At 72.5% G+C, this 19,300-nt stretch carries 4 protein-coding genes; all 4 read right to left on the bottom strand.

What is annotated here, in order from left to right; genetic code table 11:
- Window positions 1–22: 22 nt before the first annotated feature.
- Genes ACYQ78_RS06035 through ACYQ78_RS06020 form a run of 4 tightly spaced genes read right to left on the bottom strand, consistent with a single transcriptional unit; the run spans window position 23 to window position 19,293 of the window.
- Window positions 23–1,261 carry a cytochrome P450 gene (locus tag ACYQ78_RS06035; protein ID WP_459799666.1) on the bottom strand — a complete coding sequence of 413 codons (1,239 nt, stop codon included), beginning with the start codon at window positions 1,259–1,261 and terminating at the stop codon, window positions 23–25.
- The gene (locus tag ACYQ78_RS06030; protein ID WP_459799665.1) at window positions 1,239–2,009 is read right to left on the bottom strand and encodes a thioesterase II family protein; all 771 of its coding nucleotides are present in this window, start codon (window positions 2,007–2,009) and stop codon (window positions 1,239–1,241) included. Before ACYQ78_RS06030 ends, ACYQ78_RS06035 begins: the two co-directional genes overlap by 23 nt.
- On the bottom strand, window positions 2,006–5,746 hold the full coding sequence (locus ACYQ78_RS06025; protein WP_459799664.1) for a type I polyketide synthase: 3,741 nt from the start codon (window positions 5,744–5,746) through the stop codon (window positions 2,006–2,008). Before ACYQ78_RS06025 ends, ACYQ78_RS06030 begins: the two co-directional genes overlap by 4 nt.
- Window positions 5,743–19,293 (bottom strand): type I polyketide synthase, encoded by a 13,551-nt coding sequence (locus ACYQ78_RS06020; protein ID WP_459799663.1) that lies wholly within the window; start codon window positions 19,291–19,293, stop codon window positions 5,743–5,745. Before ACYQ78_RS06020 ends, ACYQ78_RS06025 begins: the two co-directional genes overlap by 4 nt.
- Window positions 19,294–19,300: the final 7 nt, after the last annotated feature.

The raw sequence follows: 19,300 nt of genomic DNA, 5'->3' as shown, positions 1-19,300 counted from the left end.
TGCGCGGACCCGCACTTTTCGATCATGCCGTGACGGGGAATTCCAGCAAGCCGCGGATCACGCCCGACTTGCGGCGCTTCACCTCGCCGGCTCGCTTCATCTCCGGCAACCGTTCCGCCAATGCGCGGAAGGCCACATCGCCCTCTAGGCGAGCCAAGGGCGCTCCGGCGCAGTAGTGGGCGCCGCCTGAGAACGCCAAATGGTCAGCCGGGTTCTCGCGGGTGATGTCGAAAGAGTTCGGGTCGCTGTAGACGCGGGGGTCACGGTTGGCGGCCGCGTTGATGATGGCGACCACCTCGTCGACGCCCAACGACACGCCGCCGACTTCCACCTCCTCATGTGCCACCCGTACCTGGATCTGCACCGGGGTGTCGAACCGCAACGACTCCTCCACCGTCGCCGTCGAAAGGCTCGGGTCGTTGGTCAGGAGGTCCCACTGGTCGGGGTTGTCGAGCAGGGCCAGGATGCCGCTGCCGATCATGTTGACCGTCGTCTCGCTGCCGCCCAGGGACAGCATGGTGCAGATGGTCACGGCCTCGGGCACCGTGAGTTTGTCGCCTTCCAGCGCCTTCTGGATGCGGCTGATGACATCCCCGGCCGGGCGCGCCGAGCGCTCTTCGATCAGTTCGGCGACCAACGTGTTCATGCCCTCGATCGACTCCGCCAGGTCACGTGCCGCGGGCAATGTCAGGTTGCCGTCGAGGGTGTGGGTGAGTCCCTTGCAGAAGCGCTGGAACTGGGGGCGCTGCTCCTCGGTGATGCCGAACAGGCTGGCGATCACGTTGACGGGGACCTGGCGGGCGAAACTCTCCATCAGGTCGAACTCGCCGCTGGTGTCGATCTTGTCGATCAGGTCGTGGCAGAGTTTCTCGACCTCCGCGCGGTACTGCTCCACGACGCGCGGCAAAAAGGCGGGGGCGGCGATGCGGCGGAGGCGGTTGTGGTCGGGGGCGTCCATGCCGACGAAGGAGTTGTCGAACTGGGGCACCGACGGGGCGACCCGGCGGCCGTCTTTGAAGCGGACGCCGAAGCGGCGGTCGCGGGACAGTTCGTGGGCCAGGTCGTGTTCGGCCGTCACCCACGTGCCCAGGCGGCTCTTCGACATCGGGCCGTAGGCGCGGATCTTCTCGTAGACGGGATATGGGTCGTCGAGGCCGCGTAAGACCAGGGCATACGGGTCGCCCAGGGCGCCTACCGACCACAGGGCGGCCTTCGACTTCCTCAGGTGGGAGCTGAGCTCACTGTCCGACAAGACTGTCATCGCGCACCTTCCTCTGCGAGGTCAGGAAACGGTTGATCACGGCGATCACGTCGGCCGCGTGGGGGGTCAGGAAGAAGTGGCCGCCCGGGTAGACGCGCAGGTCGAAGGCTCCCTCGGTGTGGTGCTGCCAGGCGCGGGCCTCCTCGACGGTGGTCTTGGGGTCGTTGTCGCCGGTCATCGCGACGATCGGGACGGTCAGGCGCTGGTTCGGGTCGCAGACGTAGGTCTCGATGGCGCGGTAGTCGTTTCTCGTCGCCGGGAGGACCATGCGCAGGACCTCCTCGTCGCCGAGGAGGCTCGCGTTGGTGCCGCTGAGGCGGATCAGTTCGGCGACCAGGCCGTCGTCGCTGCGCTTGTGGACGTTCTCGGTCCGCTTCGTCGACGGCGCGCGGCGGCCCGACGCGAAGATGCCGACCGGTGGGGTGCCGGCCGCTTCCAGGCGTAACGCCACCTCGTAGGCCAAGGCCGCGCCCATCGAGTGGCCGAACAGGGCCGTGGGGCGGTCGACCCAGCGGGACAGCACCTCGGCGATCCGGTCCGCCAGGGTCATCAGGTCGGGGATCAGCGGTTCGCTCCGGCGGTCCTGGCGGCCCGGATACTGGACGGCCAGGACGTCCACCTTGGGCGACATGATCGAGGAGACGGGCAGGTAGAAGCTCGCCGAGCCGCCCGCGTGCGGGAGGCAGACGAGGCGGGCGGGGGCCTTCGGCGCCGGATGGAACCGGCGGATCCACAGGTCGTCGTTCATGCGGTCTGCTCCTTCAAGGTGGGGACGGCCGCGGTCAGCCAGTCGTTCACGGCCGCGGCGACGGCGCCCGCGTGGGCGCCCATCATGGTGAAGTGGTCGCCAGGGGTGTCGACGGCCGTGTGGTCGTGGGGCCAGGTGGCCTGCCAGCCGTCGACGGGGGTGCCCAGGGGGTCCGACGCGCGGACCAGCAGGACTGGGGCGGCCAGCGGTTCGGGCTTCCACTCCATGAACAGGCGGGCGTAGGCGGTGCTCGCGGTCAGGCGGTGGTCGTCCAGGGGGACGGTCGTCTCGGCCAGGACTCCCCCGGCCAGCTCTGACTGCCAGCCGGTCAGGACCTCGCTGAACGGGGGGTAGACGTCCACCAGCACGAGTCCGGCGGGGCCCACTCCGGCCTCCTCCATGTGGCGGGCCAGGGCGTGGGCCATGATCGCGCCAGCCGAGTGGCCGACGAGGACGAACGGGGTGGTGCCGACCGCGTCCACGATGGTTCTGGCCTGGGCTCGGAGGGCTACCTCGCCGGTGGCGGGGAGGTCCTCTCCTGCCGCGAAGCCGGGTAATGCCACGGCGTCGACCTGGCGGAGGCCGCGCAGGCCCGCCGCGAAGCGGGCGAACTCGTGGGGGCCGCCCGCGGCCGTCATGCCGCTGCAGCCGATGATCACCGGGTGGTCGGGGCCGGAGGAGAGTCGTACGAGATCGGGAGTGACCTCACTCGGGTCGGTGAAGACCGGGCGGAACTCCGAGGCGTCGGAGACCAGGGTCATGAAGTCGTCGAGGCGGTCGGTCTCGGCGGCGCGGCGGTAGAGCAGGCCGAGGATGCCGCCGTCGCCCCTCGGCGCGGGGGCGGTGAGTTCGGCGCCGAGGAACTTCGCGAGCAGAGCGGGCGTGGGGTGGTCGAACGTGAGGCTGGCCGGGAGGTCGAGGCCCGTCGCGACGGAGAGGCGGCGGCGCAGCTCCAGGGAGGCCAGCGAGTCGAAGCCGAGTTCCAGGAAGCGGCGGCCCGGCTCGATCTCGGCCGGGTCGTCGTGGCCGAGCACCGCCGCCGACAGGGTCACCACCGCTTGGAGGAGGTCGCCCTCGGGGCGGTCGGCGAGGATCGGGGTGCGCTCGGCCTGCACCGGCGGCGCAATGGGGAGGCGCACGCCGGGCCAGAAGCGGCGGCGCTGGAAGGCGTAGGTCGGCAGGTCGACCGGGTTTCCGGGCTCCGCCCACCGCACGGGCACGCCGTGGACGTGGAGTTCGGCCAGCGCGGTCAGGAAGGTCCGCTGTTCGGGCCGGCCCCGGCGCAGGCACGGTGCCTGAACGGTGGCGCCCGCGTCGGCGGCCATCGCGGTGAGCACGGCGTCGGGGCCGATCTCCAGGTACGCCGTGACCTCCCGTGCCGCCAGCTCGCGCAGTGTGGCCAGGAAGCGGACCGGTTCGACGATGTGCGCGGTCCAGAAGCCGGGTGTGGTCACGTCGCCGTGGGCGACGAACGGGATGCGCGGCGGGTGGAAAGTGACCTTCCCGGCGATCCTGGCGAAGTCGGCGAGGATCGGCTCCATCAGGGGCGAGTGGAAGGCGTGCGAGACCTGGAGGATCTTGGTCTTGCGGCCCGCCTCCGACCAGAAGCCGGCGACCGAGAGCACCGCGGCCTCCTCCCCCGACACGACCACCGAGGCCCGGCCGTTGACGGCGGCGATGGCGGTGCGGCCGGTGAGGGTGCCGCGCACCTCCTCCTCGGACGCCTCGATCGCGGCCATCGCCCCGGCCTTCGGGAGCGCCTGCATGAGCGCGCCCCGGGCGCCGACGAGCGCGCACGCGTCGTCCAGGGTGAGGACGCCCGCCGCGTGGGCGGCGGCGAACTCGCCGATCGAGTGCCCGGCGACGACGTCGGGGGTGACGCCGAACGATCCGGCGAGCCGGAACAGGGCGACCTCGACGGCGAACAGCGCCGCCTGGGTGTGCGCGGTCTCGTCGAGCCCCTCGCCCGACCAGACGACGTCGGCGAGGCCGGGGAACCGGGCGCAGACCTCGTCGAACGCCTCGCGGTAGACGGGGTAGGTGTCGTAGAGCTCGCGTCCCATGCCGGGACGCTGGGCGCCCTGGCCGGTGAACAGGAACGCGACCTTCGCCTCCTCCACCGCGACGCCCTGGACGGCGCCGCTGGGGCTGTCACCCCGGGCGATCGCGTCGAGCAGGTGCGCGTGGTCGTCGCCGAGGAGCACGGCGCGGTGCTCGAACGCGGTGCGGGCGGTGGCGAGCGCATGCCCCACGCCCTGATGGCCGACCTTCGATTTGAGCCTTAACGCTTGAGCACGCAACGCCTGGTGGGTGCGGCCGGAGATCACCCACGGGACGTCCTCGTGGACGACCGGTTCGACAACCGGCGCCTCTTCGAGGATGACGTGGGCGTTGGTGCCACTGAAGCCGAACGACGACACCCCGGCGCGGCGGGGGCGTTCCCCGCGCGGCCAGGCGGCCGGACGGGTCAGCAGTTCCACGCCCGACCAGTCGACGTGCGGCGACGGCTCGTCGACGTACAGGGTGCGGGGCAGTTCCTCGTGCGCCAGGGCCAGGACCATCTTGACGATCCCCGCGACCCCGGCCGCCGCCTGCGTGTGGCCGATGTTCGATTTCACCGAGCCGAGCAGCAGCGGCTCGTCGCGGTCGCGGCCGTAGGTGTCGATGAGGGCACGGGCCTCGATGGGGTCGCCGAGGGTCGTCCCGGTGCCGTGGGCCTCGACGGCCGACACGTCGGCGGGGTCGAGCCCGGCGTCGGCGAGGGCCTGCCGGATCACCCGGCGCTGCGAGGGGCCGTTGGGGGCGGTGATGCCGTTGGAGGCGCCGTCCTGGTTGATGGCGGAGCCCTTCACCACCGCGAGCACGCGATGGCGGTTGGCGATGGCGTCGGAGAGGCGTTCGAGGAGGAGCACGCCGACGCCCTCGGACCATCCGGTGCCGTCGGCCCCGGCCGCGAACGCCTTGCACCGGCCGTCGGAGGCGAGCCCGCGCTGGCGGCTGAACTCGACGAACGCCGACGGCGTGCCCATCACGGTCACGCCCCCGGCCAGGGCGAGGGTGCAGTCGCCGCGCCGCAGCGACTGGGCGGCCAGGTGGAGTGCCACCAGCGACGAGGAGCAGGCCGTGTCGATCGTGACGGCGGGCCCTTCCAGACCGAGGGTGTACGACACCCGTCCCGACAGCACGCTCGCCGCGTTGCCGGTGCCGAGGTAGCCCTCCACGCCCTCGGGCGGGGCGCTGAGCACCAGCCCCGTGTAGTCCTGGCCGTTGGTGCCGGCGAAGACCCCCGTACCCGAACCCTTGAGAGAACGGGGGTCGATGCCCGCTCGTTCGACGGCCTCCCACGACGTCTCCAGGAAGAGGCGCTGCTGGGGGTCCATCGCGAGGGCCTCGCGCGGGGAGACGCCGAAGAACGCAGCGTCGAAGTCGGCCACACCCTCCAGGAAGCCGCCCTCGCGGACGTAGGAGGTGCCGGGGGTGTCGGGGTCGGGGTCGTAGAGGGAGGCCAGGTCCCAGCCCCGGTCGTCGGGGAGCGGGCTGAGGGCGTCGCCGCCGTTGGCGAGCAGCCGCCAGAACTCCTCGGGGGTCGTGACGCCGCCGGGGAACCGGCAGGCCATGCCGACGATCGCGATGGGCTCCCGGTCGGCCGCCTCCAGGTCGGTGATGCGCTGCTTGGCGGCGTGCAGGTCGACCATCGCCCGCTTGAGGTAGTCGCGGAGTTTCTCTTCGTTCGTCATCGGAGCTCCTTGTCGAACAGCTCGAAGAGCTCGTCGTCGGTCGCGGTGTCGAGGCGGTCGGCGTACAGGCCGGTGTCGCCGGGGTCGCGGAGCCGGGCGAGCAGGGCCTCCAGTCGGGCGGTGACTCCGGCGCGGTCGTCTTCCGCGAGGGCGGCGAGGCGGGTCTCCATGCCGTCGAGCTCGGTCCGCCTGCTCTCCTCGGCGCTGGGCAGCACCTCGGCCAGAAGGTGGGCGGACAGGTCGGCGCAGGTCGGGTGGTCGAAGACGAGCGTCGCCGGGAGGGTCAGGCCGGTGGCCGTACCGAGCAGGTTGCGCAGTTCGACCGCCGTCAGCGAGTCGAAGCCGAGCTCCTTGAACGACTGGCCGGGCCGCACCTGGTCGGCCGACTCCATGCCGAGCACCGCCGCGACCCGCGACCGCACCAGCGACAGCACCGCCGCGGGGCGCTCGGCCTCGGGCAGGGCGGCGAGCCGGTCGGCCAGCGGGGGTTCCGCGGTCGTCCCGGCCACGGCGAACGCGGCGATCAGCGGGCGCGGCCTCGCCGCGGCGTAGGCGGGGGCGAAGCGCGGCCAGTCGACGTCGGCCACCACGCCGGTGGCCTGCCCGGACGCCAGCAGGCGGCCGAGCGCGGCGACGGCCCGGTCGGGACGCATGGCGGGCAGCCCCCTGGCTTTCAGGCGTTCGCCGATCTCGGCTCCGGCCATGCCGCCTTCGGCCCAGGCGCCCCACGCGACCGAGGTCGCCGGGAGTCCGCGCGCCCTGCGGAGTTCGGCCAGGGCGTCGAGGTAGGCGTTGGCTGCGGCGTAGTTGCCCTGACCGGCGGCGCCGAGCGTCCCGGCGATGCTGGAGAAGAGCACGAACGCGTCGAGGTCTCCGGTGAGTTCGTGCAGGTTCCAGGCGGCGACGGCCTTGGCCCTGGCGACCGTGGCGAACCTGCCCGGGGTGAGCGATTCGATCACGCCGTCGTCGAGGGTCCCGGCCGCGTGGAAGACCGACCTGACGTCGTGCGCGGCGAGCAGTTCCTTCAGTTGTGCACGGTCTGCGGCATCGCAGGCCGCGATGGTGACGGCGACCCCGGTGGCCTCCAGCTCTGCTTTGAGGCGGTCGGCGCCGGGGGCGTTCGGGCCTCGGCGGCTGGTCAGGAGGAGGTGATCGGCGCCGCGACCGGCGAGCCAGCGGGCGACGTGGGCGCCGACCGAGCCGGTGCCGCCGGTGATGAGGGCGGTGCCCGAGGTGGTCCATTCGGCGGTGGGCAACGGGCCTGACCTGGTGAGGCGGCGGGCTCTGACGCCGCCGTCGATCGTGAGGTCGTCTTCGCCGGACGCCAGCGCGGCGCGCAGCAGCGACGCGTCCGGGGCGTCGGGGATCTCGACGAGGCCGCCCCAGCGGTGGGGCTGTTCCAGGGCGGCGACCCGGCCGAGGCCGCGGGTCATCGCCTGGTCGGGGTCGCCCTGGCGGGTGAGCGCCCAGAGCGGGGCGCTCAGCCCGGCCGTGGCCAGGGTCGCGGTGGCGGCCAGGCCCGCCGGGACGCCCGGCGCGATCGGGCGGGTGTCGAGGGCCAGCAGCGAGAGGACGCCGGTGGCGTGGGCGTGGTCGGGCAGGCCGGTCCAGTCGGGGTCGAGGGCGTCGACGGCGAACGGGATGACGTCGTCGCCCTGCTCGCGCAGCGCCTCGGTGAGCCCGGCGTCGGCGGTGCCGGGGGTGATGACCAGCCAGGTCGCCTTGCCGGGCGGCACCGGGTCGAGGTGCTGCCAGGTGACGTCGTAGTGCCAGGGCGACTCGGCGGCGCGGGCCGGGGCCGGCCAGTAACGCTGCCGCTGGAAGGGGTAGGTCGGCAGGTCGGCCTTTGGGCCGGGGAGGATCCGCGACCAGTCGACGTCGACGCCCCGGGTGAACAACCGGCCGACGGCCATGAGCAGGGTGGCGGCCTCGGGGCGGTTCCGGCGCTGGGTGGCGACGGCGCCCTCGGCCATGGCGGCGAGGACGGCGTCGGGGCCGATCTCGACGAACGTGGCCTGGGGGAAGCGCTGGAGGGTGTCGTGGAACCTGACGGTGTCGCGGACGTGGTTCACCCAGTAGTCGATGGTCCGGCCACCCTCGAAGGGGATGGTCGGGTCGTGGAAGGTGATTCCTCCGATGGCCTGGCGGAAGTCGTCGAGCATCGGGTCCATCAGGCGCGAGTGGAAGGCGTGGGAGACGGTCAGGCGCTTGGTCTGCTCGAAGCGGGCCGCCTCGGCCAGGACGACGGTCTCGTCGCCGGAGATGACGACCGAGTCGGGGCCGTTGACGGCGGCGACATCGACGTCAGGCGAAATTTCGCCCGCCGTGGCCTTTATCGCGACCATGGCGCCGCCCTTCGGGAGGGCCGACATCAGGGAGGCGCGGGCCGACACCAAAGTGCAGGCGTCGTCGAGCGTCAGGACGCCCGCCACGTGGGCGGCGGCGATCTCGCCGATCGAGTGACCGGCGACGGCGTCCGGTGTGAGGCCCCACGACTCCAGGAGCCGGTGGAGGGCGACCTCGAAGGCGAAAATCGCGGGCTGGGCCCAGCCGGTGTCCTCGGGGTCGTCGGTGGTGAGGTCGAGGCGCGACCAGATCTCGTCATGGGCGGCGGCGAAGACGGGGTAGGCCGCTTTGAGTTCCTCGCCCATGCCGGGGCGCTGGGAGCCCTGGCCGGTGAAGAGGTAGACCAGCGGGCCGGTGGGGGCGGCCTCGCCGGTGACGACTCCGGCCTGGTCGCCGAGCGGGAGACGTCCATCAACGTGGTCGTCTGCCAGCACGACGGCGCGGTACTCGAACGCGGTGCGGGCGGTGAGCGCGGCGGCGACCTTCGCGTGGTCGGTACGACCGCGCAGGCCGGTGGCCAGCGCCTTCAGGGCTTCGGAGGTGCGGGCCGAGAGCGGCCAGACCGTGACGCCCGGTTCTTCCTCGACGGCGGGAACGGGAGGGGCCTGTTCGAGGATGGTGTGGGCGTTGGTGCCGCTCAGGCCGAACGACGACACCGCGGCGCGGCGCGGGCGGCCGGATGAGGGCCAGGCGCGGGGTTCGGTGAGGAGTTCGACGGCTCCGGCGGTCCAGTCGACGTGCGGTGACGGCTCGTCGACGTGGAGGGTGGCGGGCATCTCGGCGTGCTGGAGGGCGAGGACCATCTTGATGAGTCCGGCGACCCCGGCGGCGGCCTGGGTGTGGCCGATGTTCGACTTGACCGAGCCGATTCTGACCGGTTCGTCGCGGTTCTGGCCGTAGGTGGCGATGAGCGCCTGCGCCTCGATCGGGTCGCCGAGCGAGGTGCCGGTGCCGTGGGCCTCGACGATGTCGACGTCCTTGCCGGTCAGACCGGCGCTGGCGAGCGCCTGCCGGATCACCCGCTGCTGGGCGGGGCCGTTGGGGGCGGTGAGACCGTTGGAGGCGCCGTCCTGGTTGACGGCCGAGCCGCGCACGACCGCCAGGACCGGATGCCCGGCGGCCAGGGCGTCGGAGAGGCGCTCGACCACGATCATCCCGGCGCCCTCGGCGAACCCGGCGCCGTCGGCGGCGGCGGCGAACGCCTTGCAGCGGCCGTCGGAGGCGACTCCGCGCTGGCGGGTGAACTCGACGAACAGGCCCGGCGTGGACATGATCGTCACACCGCCCGCGAGAGCCATCGAGCACTCGCCGTTGCGGAGCGCCTGGACCGCCATGTGCAGGGCGACCAGCGACGACGAACAGGCGGTGTCGATCGTGACGGCGGGACCTTCGAGGCCCAGGGTGTACGCGATCCGCCCCGACAGCACACTCGCGGTGGTGCCGGTGCCGAGGTAGCCGCCGAGGTCCTCGGTGGCGTGCATGAGCAGTGGGAGATAGTCCTGGCCGTTGGTGCCGGCGAACACCCCGACCGGCGCGCCCTTGAGCGTGGCGGGGTCGAGACCGGCCCGTTCGACCGCCTCCCAGGCGACCTCCAGCAGGACGCGCTGCTGCGGGTCCATCGCGAGGGCCTCGCGCGGGGAGATGCCGAAGAAGGCCGGGTCGAAACCGGAGGCGTCGTCGAGGAAACCGCCTTCGAGCGACTCGCTGGCGATGCTCTCCAGCTCCCAGCCCCGGTCGCCGGGGAACGGCGCGATGCCGTCGCGCCCTTCGGACAGCAGCCGCCACAGGTCGTCGGGCCCCGTCACGCCGCCGGGGAACCGGCAGCCCATGCCGATGATCGCGATCGGCTCGTCGGAGGCGGCCACCACCGCCGCCTGCTGCTCGGCTTCGCCGTCGCCACTGAGTTCCCTGCTGATGTACGCCGCCAGCGCCTTCGGCGTCGGATGGTCGAACACCAGCGTGGCGGGCAGCCGGAGCCCCGTGACCAGGGCCAGCCGGTTGCGCAGCTCGACGGCGGTCAGCGACTCGAAGCCCAGCTCCTTGAACGCCCGGCCGGGGTCGACGGCATCGCCCGACTCGTGACCGAGCACCTCGGCGACCTGCCCGCGTACGACGTCGAGTAGATCCTTGCCGGAGAGGGCCGGCATGGCGGGCTCTTCGCTGCGGCGGCCCGCGAACTCGGGGAGGTCGGCGAGCAGGGGGCGGAGCGGGGCGCGGCTCCAGTCGATGTCGGCGACCGCGACGAACGTCTCGTCGCAGGCGAGGGCCTGGTCGAGCAGGGTCAGCGCCTTGGCCGGGTCGAGGGGGGTCAGGCCACGGCGCTTCATCTGCTCTTCGACGACGTCGTGACCGGCCATGCCGTCGCCGGCCCAGTGGCCCCAGCCGATCGAGGTGGCTTTGAGGCCCAGCGAGCGGCGGTGGTGGGCGAGGGCGTCGAGATAGGCGTTGCCGGGGGCGTAGTTGCCCTGGCCCGCGACGCCGTAGGAGCCGGCGAAGGAGGAGAACAGGACGAAGAAGGCCGGGTCGGTGGTGAGTTCGTGCAGGTTGCGGGCGGCGTCGACCTTGACCCTGAGGACCTTGTGGACCTGATCGGCGGTGAGGGCGTCGATGACGGCGTCGTCCAGGATCGCGGCGGTGTGGATCACTCCGCTCACCGGGTGCCGTTCCAGCAGGTCGGCGAGCTGGTCACGGTCGGAGACGTCGCAGGCGACGACGGTGGCGCCGAGTTCCTCGGCCAGTTCCGCAGCCCCCGGAGCGTCCGGGCCCGAGCGGCTGACCAGGAGAAGGTCCCGGGCGCCCTTGTCGTGGAGCCAGCGGGCGACCTGGGCACCGAGCGCGCCGGTGCCACCGGTGACCAGGATCGTGCCCTCGGGCATCCAGTCGCGCGGAGTGCGGGCCGGTCGCGTCCCGTGGACGAGACGGCGGGCGAACACACCCGATGGCTTGATGGCGAGTTCGTCCTCGTCGGAGGCGAGCGCCGCCGCGAGGTGGGCGGGGTCGTAGCCGTCGGAGAGGTCGATCAGGCCGCCCCAGCGGTCGGGGTGCTCCGTCGCGACGACCCGGCCGAAGCCCCAGATCATGGCCTGGTCGGGGCCCGCCTGCGGGTCGGTGACACACCAGAGCGGAGCCGCGACCCCGGCATCGCCGAGAGCCTGGACGAGGGTGAGCGTCGCGGGCAGCGTGTCGAGCAGGGAGATCACCCCGTCGACAGAGGTGAGCGCTTGCGCGTGGGCCGCGCGGTCGGCGGGGGCGAGCTCATCGTCAGTGGGAGCGAGCGTCTGCGCGTAGGTCGTGCGGTCGGGGGTGCCGAGTTCGAGGACGCGGGCGCCGCGCAGGGCGGCGGGGAGGCCGCGGTCGGGGGCGCCTTCCGGCACGATGACCAGCCAGTTTCCGGGCAGCGGGCGGGCCGGGAGGGTGACGGGCTTCCAGACGATCGTGTGGCGCCAGGCGTCGGTCTCGCTGTGCTCCGACCTTGCGCGTCGCCAGGCCGACAGGGCGGGGAGGACCTCGTCGAGGGCCTCCCTGGAGACGTCGAGGTCGAGGTCGCCGTTGTCGACGGCCTGCCAGAACGCCGCGTCCGCCGGTTCCGCCGCGGGGGCCGCCGGGGCGGCGACGGGCCAGAAGCGGCGGTGCTGGAAGGCGTAGGTGGGGAGGTCGGCGGGGGTGCCGGTGGTTCGCCAGTCGACGCCGACGCCCGTGACGTGGGCCTGGCCCAGTGAGAGGAGGAAGCGGTCGAGGCCGCCCTGGCGGCGGTGCAGGGTGCCGAGCACGGCCGCCTCGCTGCCGGTCTTCCTGAGGGTGTCCTCGATGCCGACGAGGAGGCCGGGGTGGGGGCTGACCTCGATGAAAGCGCCGTAGCCCGCATCGCCGAGCGCGGTCACGACCTCTTCCAGCCGAACGGTGTTGCGGAGGTTCCGGTACCAGTACTCGCCGGTCATCGTGGTCGTGTCGAGCCAGTCGCCGGTGACCGTGGAGAAGAACGGCACATCACTGCTCTGTGGCGAGATTTCGGCCAACAAGCGGATCAGGTCGTCGTGGATCTCTTCGACGTGGTGCGAGTGGCTGGCGTAGTCGACCGGGATGACGCGAGTTCTCGCTTCTACCGAGGCGCGGAGTGCTTCGATGGCGTCCACGTCGCCGGAGACGACGACCGACGACGGGCCGTTGACGGCGGCGATGGAGAGGCGGTCGCCGAGGTCCAGTTCCGACGCGGGCAGGGCGACGGACATCATGCCGCCGCGCCCGGCCAGCGCCAGGATCGCCTTACTCCGGAGGGCGACCACGGCGGCGGCGTCCTCGATCGAGAGCGCGCCCGCCACGCAGGCCGCGGCGATCTCGCCCTGGGAATGGCCCACCACTGCGGCGGGCTCGACACCGTAGGAGCGCCACAGTTCGGCGAGGGAGACCATCACGGCCCACAGCACCGGCTGCACCACGTCGACCCGCTCCAGCTCACCGCCCCGGGCGACCTCGATGAGGTCCCAGTCGATGTGCGGGCTCAGCGCGGCGGCGCACTCTTGGAGGCGGGTGGCGAAGACCGGGGAGGTGTCCATCAGTTCGGCGGCCATGCCGACCCACTGCGACCCCTGGCCGGGGAAGACCATGACGGGGCGGTCGCCCAGAGACGTACCGCGAACGAGATTGTCGGCGGCGCGCCCGGAGGCCAGTGCCTCTAGGCCCGAGCGGAGGGCGGCGCGGTCGCCGACCACGACGGCGCGGTGGTCGAGCAGCGCGCGGGTGCTGACCAGCGCGTGGGCGACGTCGGCGATCGGCGCCTCGGTGTCGAGCAGGCGGAGCGCCTGGCCCGCGACGGCGTCGGGCGACTTCCCGGAGAGCACCCACGCGACCGGGCCGGTGTCCTCTCTCGTCTCGGTCGTGGCGGTTTCCGGGGCCTGCTCCAGGATCGTGTGGACGTTGGTGCCGCTGAACCCGAACGACGAGATCGCCCCCCGGCGGGGACGGCCGGTCTCGGGCCACGGCATCGTGTCGCGGACCAGCTCGACGTCGCCGAGGGTCCAGTCGACGTGGGGCGTGGGCTCGTCGACGTGCAGGGTCTTGGGCAGGACGCCGTTCTGGAGCGCCAGCACCATCTTGATCACGCCGGCCACACCGGCGGCGGCCTGGGTGTGGCCGATGTTCGACTTCACCGAGCCGAGCCACAGCGGCTCCACGCGGTCCTGGCCATAGGTGGCGAGGAGGGCCTGCGCCTCGATGGGGTCGCCGAGAGTGGTTCCGGTGCCGTGGGCCTCGACGGCGTCGACATCGGCGGTGGTCAGGCGGGCATTCGCGAGGGCCTGGCGGATGACGCGCTGCTGAGACGGGCCGTTCGGGGCGGTCAGGCCGTTGGACGCGCCGTCCTGGTTCACGGCCGAACCTTTGATCACCGCGAGGACCGGGTGGCCGTTGGCCTGGGCGTCGGACAGCCGCTCGACGACCAGCAGGCCCGCGCCCTCACCCCAGGAGGTGCCGTCGGCGGACGCCGCGAACGCCTTGACCCGGCCGTCGGCGGCCAGCCCGCGCTGGCGGGAGAACTCGACGAAGGTACCCGGAGTGGACATGACGGTCACCCCGCCCGCCAGCGCCAGCGTGCACTCGCCCTGGCGGAGGGCCTGCACGGCGAGGTGCAGGGCGACCAGCGACGCGGAACAGGCCGTGTCGACCGTAACGGCGGGCCCTTCCAGACCGAGGGTGTACGACAACCGTCCGGACACCACCGAGGCCGCGTTGCCGGTGCCGACGTGGCCCTCGACGAGCTGGCGGGTGGCGAGCAGCAGGTTCGCGTAGTCCTGGCCGTTGGTGCCGACGAAGACTCCGGTACGACCGCCCTTGAGCGACAGGGGGTCGATGCCGGCCCGTTCGAACGCCTCCCACGAGGTCTCCAGGAGGAGCCTCTGTTGCGGGTCCATCGCGAGGGCCTCGCGGGGCGAGATGCCGAAGAAGTCGGCGTCGAAGTCGCCCACGCCGTGCAGGAAGCCGCCTTCGCGGGTGTACGACGTGCCCGGGTTGTCGGGGTCGGGGTCGTAGAGGGCGTCGACGTCCCAGCCCCGGTCGGCCGGGAGGTCGGTGATGGCGTCGCGGCCTTCGACGAGCAGCTTCCAGAGGTCCTCGGGCGAGTCGACGCCGCCGGGGAACCGGCAGCCCATGCCGACGATCGCGATGGGCTCGTCGTCGGCGACGGTGACGACGGCCTCGACGGCCCGGTCGCCGGTTCCGGTGAGACGTCCGTCGAGGTGCTCGGCGAGGGCGGCGGGGGTCGGGTAGTCGTACACCAAAGTCGGAGGCAGTTTCAGCTCCGTCGCCACTGTGAGCCGGTTGCGCAGCTCGACGGCCATCAGCGAGGTGAACCCGAACTCGGTGAACGCCCTGGCGGGGTCGACACCGGCGGGGTCGTGCCCGGCGACCAGGGCGACGGTCTGCCGGACCAGCGCGCCCATGTCCGCCACCTTCGGCGGCGCGGCGCTCTCCTGGCGGGTCTCCGCCAGGTCGGCCAGCAGGGGGCTGGGGCGGACGGCGGTGAAGCCGCGGGCGAACACGTCCCAGTCGACGTCGGCAACGGTGAGCAGCGCGTCGCCGTTGGCCAGCGCCTTGGCGAGCGCCCCCACGGCGAGGTCCGGCGGCATCGGGGTGAGCCCCGCCCTGACCAGCCGCTCCCCCACTTCGTCGGCGGCCATCCCGCCACCGGCCCACGGACCCCAGGCGATGGCCGTGCCCGGGAGGTCGTTCTCCCGCCTGGCCTGGACGAGAGCGTCGAGATAGGCGTTGGCGGCGGCATAGTTGGCCTGCCCCGCCGACCCGACCGCACCCGCCAGCGACGAGAAGACGACGAAGGCCTCGACGTCGCGGGCGAGCTCGTGCAGGTTCCACGCGGCGACACACTTGGCCGTGACGACGGCGGCGACCCGCTCGGGCGTGAGTGCGTCGACGACCCCGTCGTCGAGGACCCCGGCGGCGTGGAACACGGCGGTGATGGCGTTGTCGTGCAGCAGCGCTTCGAGCTGGTCGCGGTCGGCGACGTCGCAGGCGACGACGCCGACGTTGGGCTCCTGGAGCAGCTCCGCCGCGCCGGGGGCGTCGGCGCCCCGGCGGGAGACGACGATGACCCGCTCGGCACCGTTCCGCGCCAGCCACCTGACGACGTGCGCGCCGACCGCGCCCGTTCCGCCGGTGACCAGGACGGTGCCCCGGGGGGTCCAGCCCGCGGAGCCGGTGGCGGGACCGGCCTTGGCCAGCCTTCTGGCGAAGACGCCGGAGTCGCGGATGACGACCTGGTCTTCGGTGCGGGTGGCGAGGACGGCGGGGATCCGGGGGTCTTCCAGGTCCTGTACGTCGATGAGCCCGCCCCAGCGGTCGGGGTGCTCCAGCGCGACGGACCGGCCGAAACCCCAGGTCATGGCCTGAACGGGGTCCGACTCACCGGAGGTGAGGCACCAGAGGGGGGCGGAGATCCCGGCGTCGCCGAGGGCTTGGATGAGGGTCAGGGTGAGGACCAGACCGGTGGCGATGTCGGGGGGCGTGTCGACGAGGTGGGGTGGGGTGGCGAGTCCAGAAATATCCGGCGCCTGCACCGCGCCACGGACGCCCTCGGGTGAAGCCGAGAACTCCAGACCTGGACGAGCGGTGTGCTCCTGCTGGCCCGTGTGATCCACGTTGTCTGCGCCACTCGGATCCTGTGCGCGGCCGGCACCCTCCGCATGAGCCAGGCGCTCCTGTCGATCTGGGCCGTCGACCCGGGCTGCCGACTCCCCACGAGTCTCTACCTGGCCCGGAGCGTCCGCGGGGATCGGGCGCTTCGCGCCCGAAATTTCGGTGTATCCGACCCCAGACAGGGCGGTCAGGGAGATGACCCCCGTGACGTCGCCGATCTCGCGGAGGCGGGCGGTCATTTCCGCGCGGTCGGCCGTGGCCTCCACCGTGACGACGCGGGCGCCCGCGCGGGTGAGGGCGGCCGCCAGCCGAGAAACTCCTGGTTCCCGCGCGGGGACTACGGTCAGCCAGGTGCCCGTCAGGATCGGGGGCGCGGGGGGTACCGAGGTCCATTCGGCGCGGTAGCGCCAGCCGTCGAGGCGGGTGCGGTCGGCGCTGTCGCGGTGCCAGGCGGTCAGGGCCGGGAGGACGGCGCTCAGGGGGTCGTCGGCCGAGACGTTCAGCAGGCCGGGGAGTTCGCCGCGCTCGACCGCCAGCCAGAAGGCCGAGTCGGCGGTGTCGGCCCGGAAGGCGCCCTCGGGCTCCTCCAGCCAGTAGTGGGCGTGTTCGAAGGCGTAGGTGGGGAGTTCGGTATGGGTGCCGCCGGGGAAGGCGGCCTTCCAGTCGACGGTCGCACCGTGTGACCAGAGGGCGCCCAGGCCGCGATAGAAGGCGGTCACCTCGGGCTGGTCGCGGCGCTGGGCGGCGAAGCCGTCGAGGGCGTCCGGCAGCATGGCCGACAGGACCGCGTCGGGGCCGATCTCCAGCACCCGGGCCACGTCGAGCGAACCGGCCGCGTCGGCGAACCGCACGGTGGCGCGGACGTGGCGGACCCAGTACTCGGGGTCGGTGACGTCGGCGCCGACCTCGACCGCGGAGACCATGGGGATCTTCGGGGGGTCGAGGCGCAGTCCCCGGACGACGCGGCGGAAGGCGTCGAGCATCGGGTCCATGAGGCGGGAGTGGAACGCGTGGGAGACCGGCAGACGCCGGGTCTTCTCGAACCGCGCCGCCTCGGCCAGGACGGCCTCTTCCTCCCCGGAGATGACGACCGAGCGGGGGCCGTTGATCGCGGCTATGTCTACATTTCCTGAAATGTCGCCCGCTGCGGCCTGGACGGCCACCATCGCGCCGCCCCTTGGAAGCGCCTGCATCAGGGCACCCCTGGCCGTGACCAGCGCACACGCGTCTTCGAGCGAGAGCACCCCGGCCACGTGGGCCGCCGCGATCTCGCCGACCGAGTGGCCACCCACGACATCGGGCGTCACCCCGAACGACTCGACCAGCCGGTAGAGGGCGACCTCGAAGGCGAACAACGCCGGCTGCGTGACCTCGGTCTCGTCCAACCGCGCCCCGGTCGCGATCGCAGCGGCCACGTCGAGCCAAGTCCCGAGTTGGGCGCAGACCGCGTCGAAGGCCTCGGCGAACACCGGGAACGCCGCGTACAGCTCGCGGCCCATCCCCGCCCTCTGCGCGCCCTGCCCGGTGAACAGGAACGCCGTTTTGCCGCGGCGTGCTCGTACACCCTCGATCGCGGCCAGTCCGGTGGGCAGCCCCTCGCGGTCGGCGACGACGACGCCACGCCATTCGAAGGCGGTCCGCCCGGCGAGCGACCAACCGGCGTCGTGGATGTCGTCGAAGGAGGAGGCCTGGAGCCGAGTCGCCTGGAGGAGGAGCCCGGACGAGGTCCGGCTCGACACCACCCAGGGCACGACCGGCTCATGACCTGAAATTTCGGAAATGTCCAGGCCGGGCGTAGCAGGCTCAAACACCTGGCCTGGACCACCGGCCGGACCAACGCCCGAGCCATCAGCCAGGTCCTCGGTCGAGCCGCCAGCTGTGCCACCGGCGAATCCACCCGCCACGGCACCAGTCGAGCCACCGGCTTTGCCACGAGCCACGCCATCACTTATGTGACGAGCCGAGCCCTTGCCTGAGCCATCAGGCGAAACACCGGTCGCACCACCAGCACCGCCGCCAGTGCTACCGGACACACCGCCAGACACGCCGCCGGGCGCGCCGCCAGAAGTAGCACCGCCAGAAGTAGCACCGCCAGCCTTGCTAGCCGCGGCGCCAGACGTTGCACGACCAGGGCCACCGGCCACGGCGCCGGCTGTGCTGCCGGGTGCGGGTTGCAGAGCCGGGGGTTCTTCGATGATGGCGTGGGCGTTCGTGCCGCTGAAGCCGAACGACGACACCGCCGCTCTCCTCGGGCGGTTCCCTGCGGGCCACTCTCGGGGTTCGGTGAGGAGTTCGACCGCGCCCGCCGACCAGTCGACCTGCGGCGTCGGCTCGTCCACGTGCAGGGTGCCGGGCAGCATCCCGTGGCGCATGGCCATGATCATTTTGATCACGCCGCCGACACCCGCAGCCGCCTGCGTGTGGCCGATGTTGGATTTCAGCGAGCCCAACCGCAGCGGTTCCGTGCGGTCACGACCATAGGTCGCGATGAGGGCCTGGGCCTCGATCGGGTCGCCCAGCACCGTGCCGGTGCCGTGGGCCTCGACGGCGTCCACGTCGGCGGGGGTCAGGCGGGCGTTGGACAGCGCGGCGCGGATCACCCGCTGCTGCGCCGGACCGTTGGGGGCGGTCAGGCCACTGGAGGCGCCATCTTGGTTGACCGCCGAACCGGCGACGACCGCGTAGACGGGGTGGCCGTTCTTGCGGGCGTCCGAGAGGCGTTCCACGACCAGGACGCCGACGCCCTCCGACCAGCCCGTTCCATCCGCCGAGGCGGCGAAGGACTTGCAGCGGCCATCGGCCGCCAACCCTCGCTGTCGGCTGAAGTCGAGGAAGGCCGCGGGGCTCGACATCACCGTCACGCCGCCCGCCAGGGCCATCGAGCAGTCGCCCTGGCGGAGCGCCTGGACCGCCAGGTGCAGGGCGACCAGCGACGACGAGCAGGCCGTGTCGACCGTGACGGCCGGACCTTCCAAACCGAAGGTGTAGGCCACACGTCCGGAGACGACGGAGCCCGAGTTGCCCGTACCGAGGAAACCCTCGACGCCCTCCGGCAACGCTCGCAGGCGGGAGGCGTAGTCGTGGTACATCACGCCAGCGAAGACGCCCGTCGACGAGCCCTTCAACGCCGAAGGGTCGACGCCCGCGCGCTCCAGCGCCTCCCACGACACCTCCAGCAGCAGCCGCTGCTGGGGGTCCATGGCGAGGGCCTCACGTGGGGAGATGCCGAAGAAACCGGCGTCGAAGCGGGCGGCGTCGTGCAGGAAGCCGCCCTCCTTCACGTAGGAGGCGCCCTCGGTGCCGGGGTCGGCGTCGTACAACCCCCCCAGGTCCCAGCCCCGGTCGGTGGGGAAGGCCGAGACGCCGTCGCGGCCGGCGGCGACGAGGTCCCACAGGTCCTCGGGCGAGCGCACTCCGCCCGGGTAGCGGCAGGCCATGCCGACGATCGCGATGGGTTCGCGGTCCCGCTCCTCCACCTCGCGGAGCCGCTGGTGCGCCTCGTCGAGGTCGGCGGTCACCCACCGCAGGTACTCCCGCAGCTTCTGTTCGTTCGCCACCAAGCCA

The organism is Herbidospora sp. RD11066, from assembly GCF_054661255.1.
The sequence above is the reverse complement of the archived record's forward strand: the minus strand, read 5'-3'. Positions and strand labels throughout refer to the sequence as shown.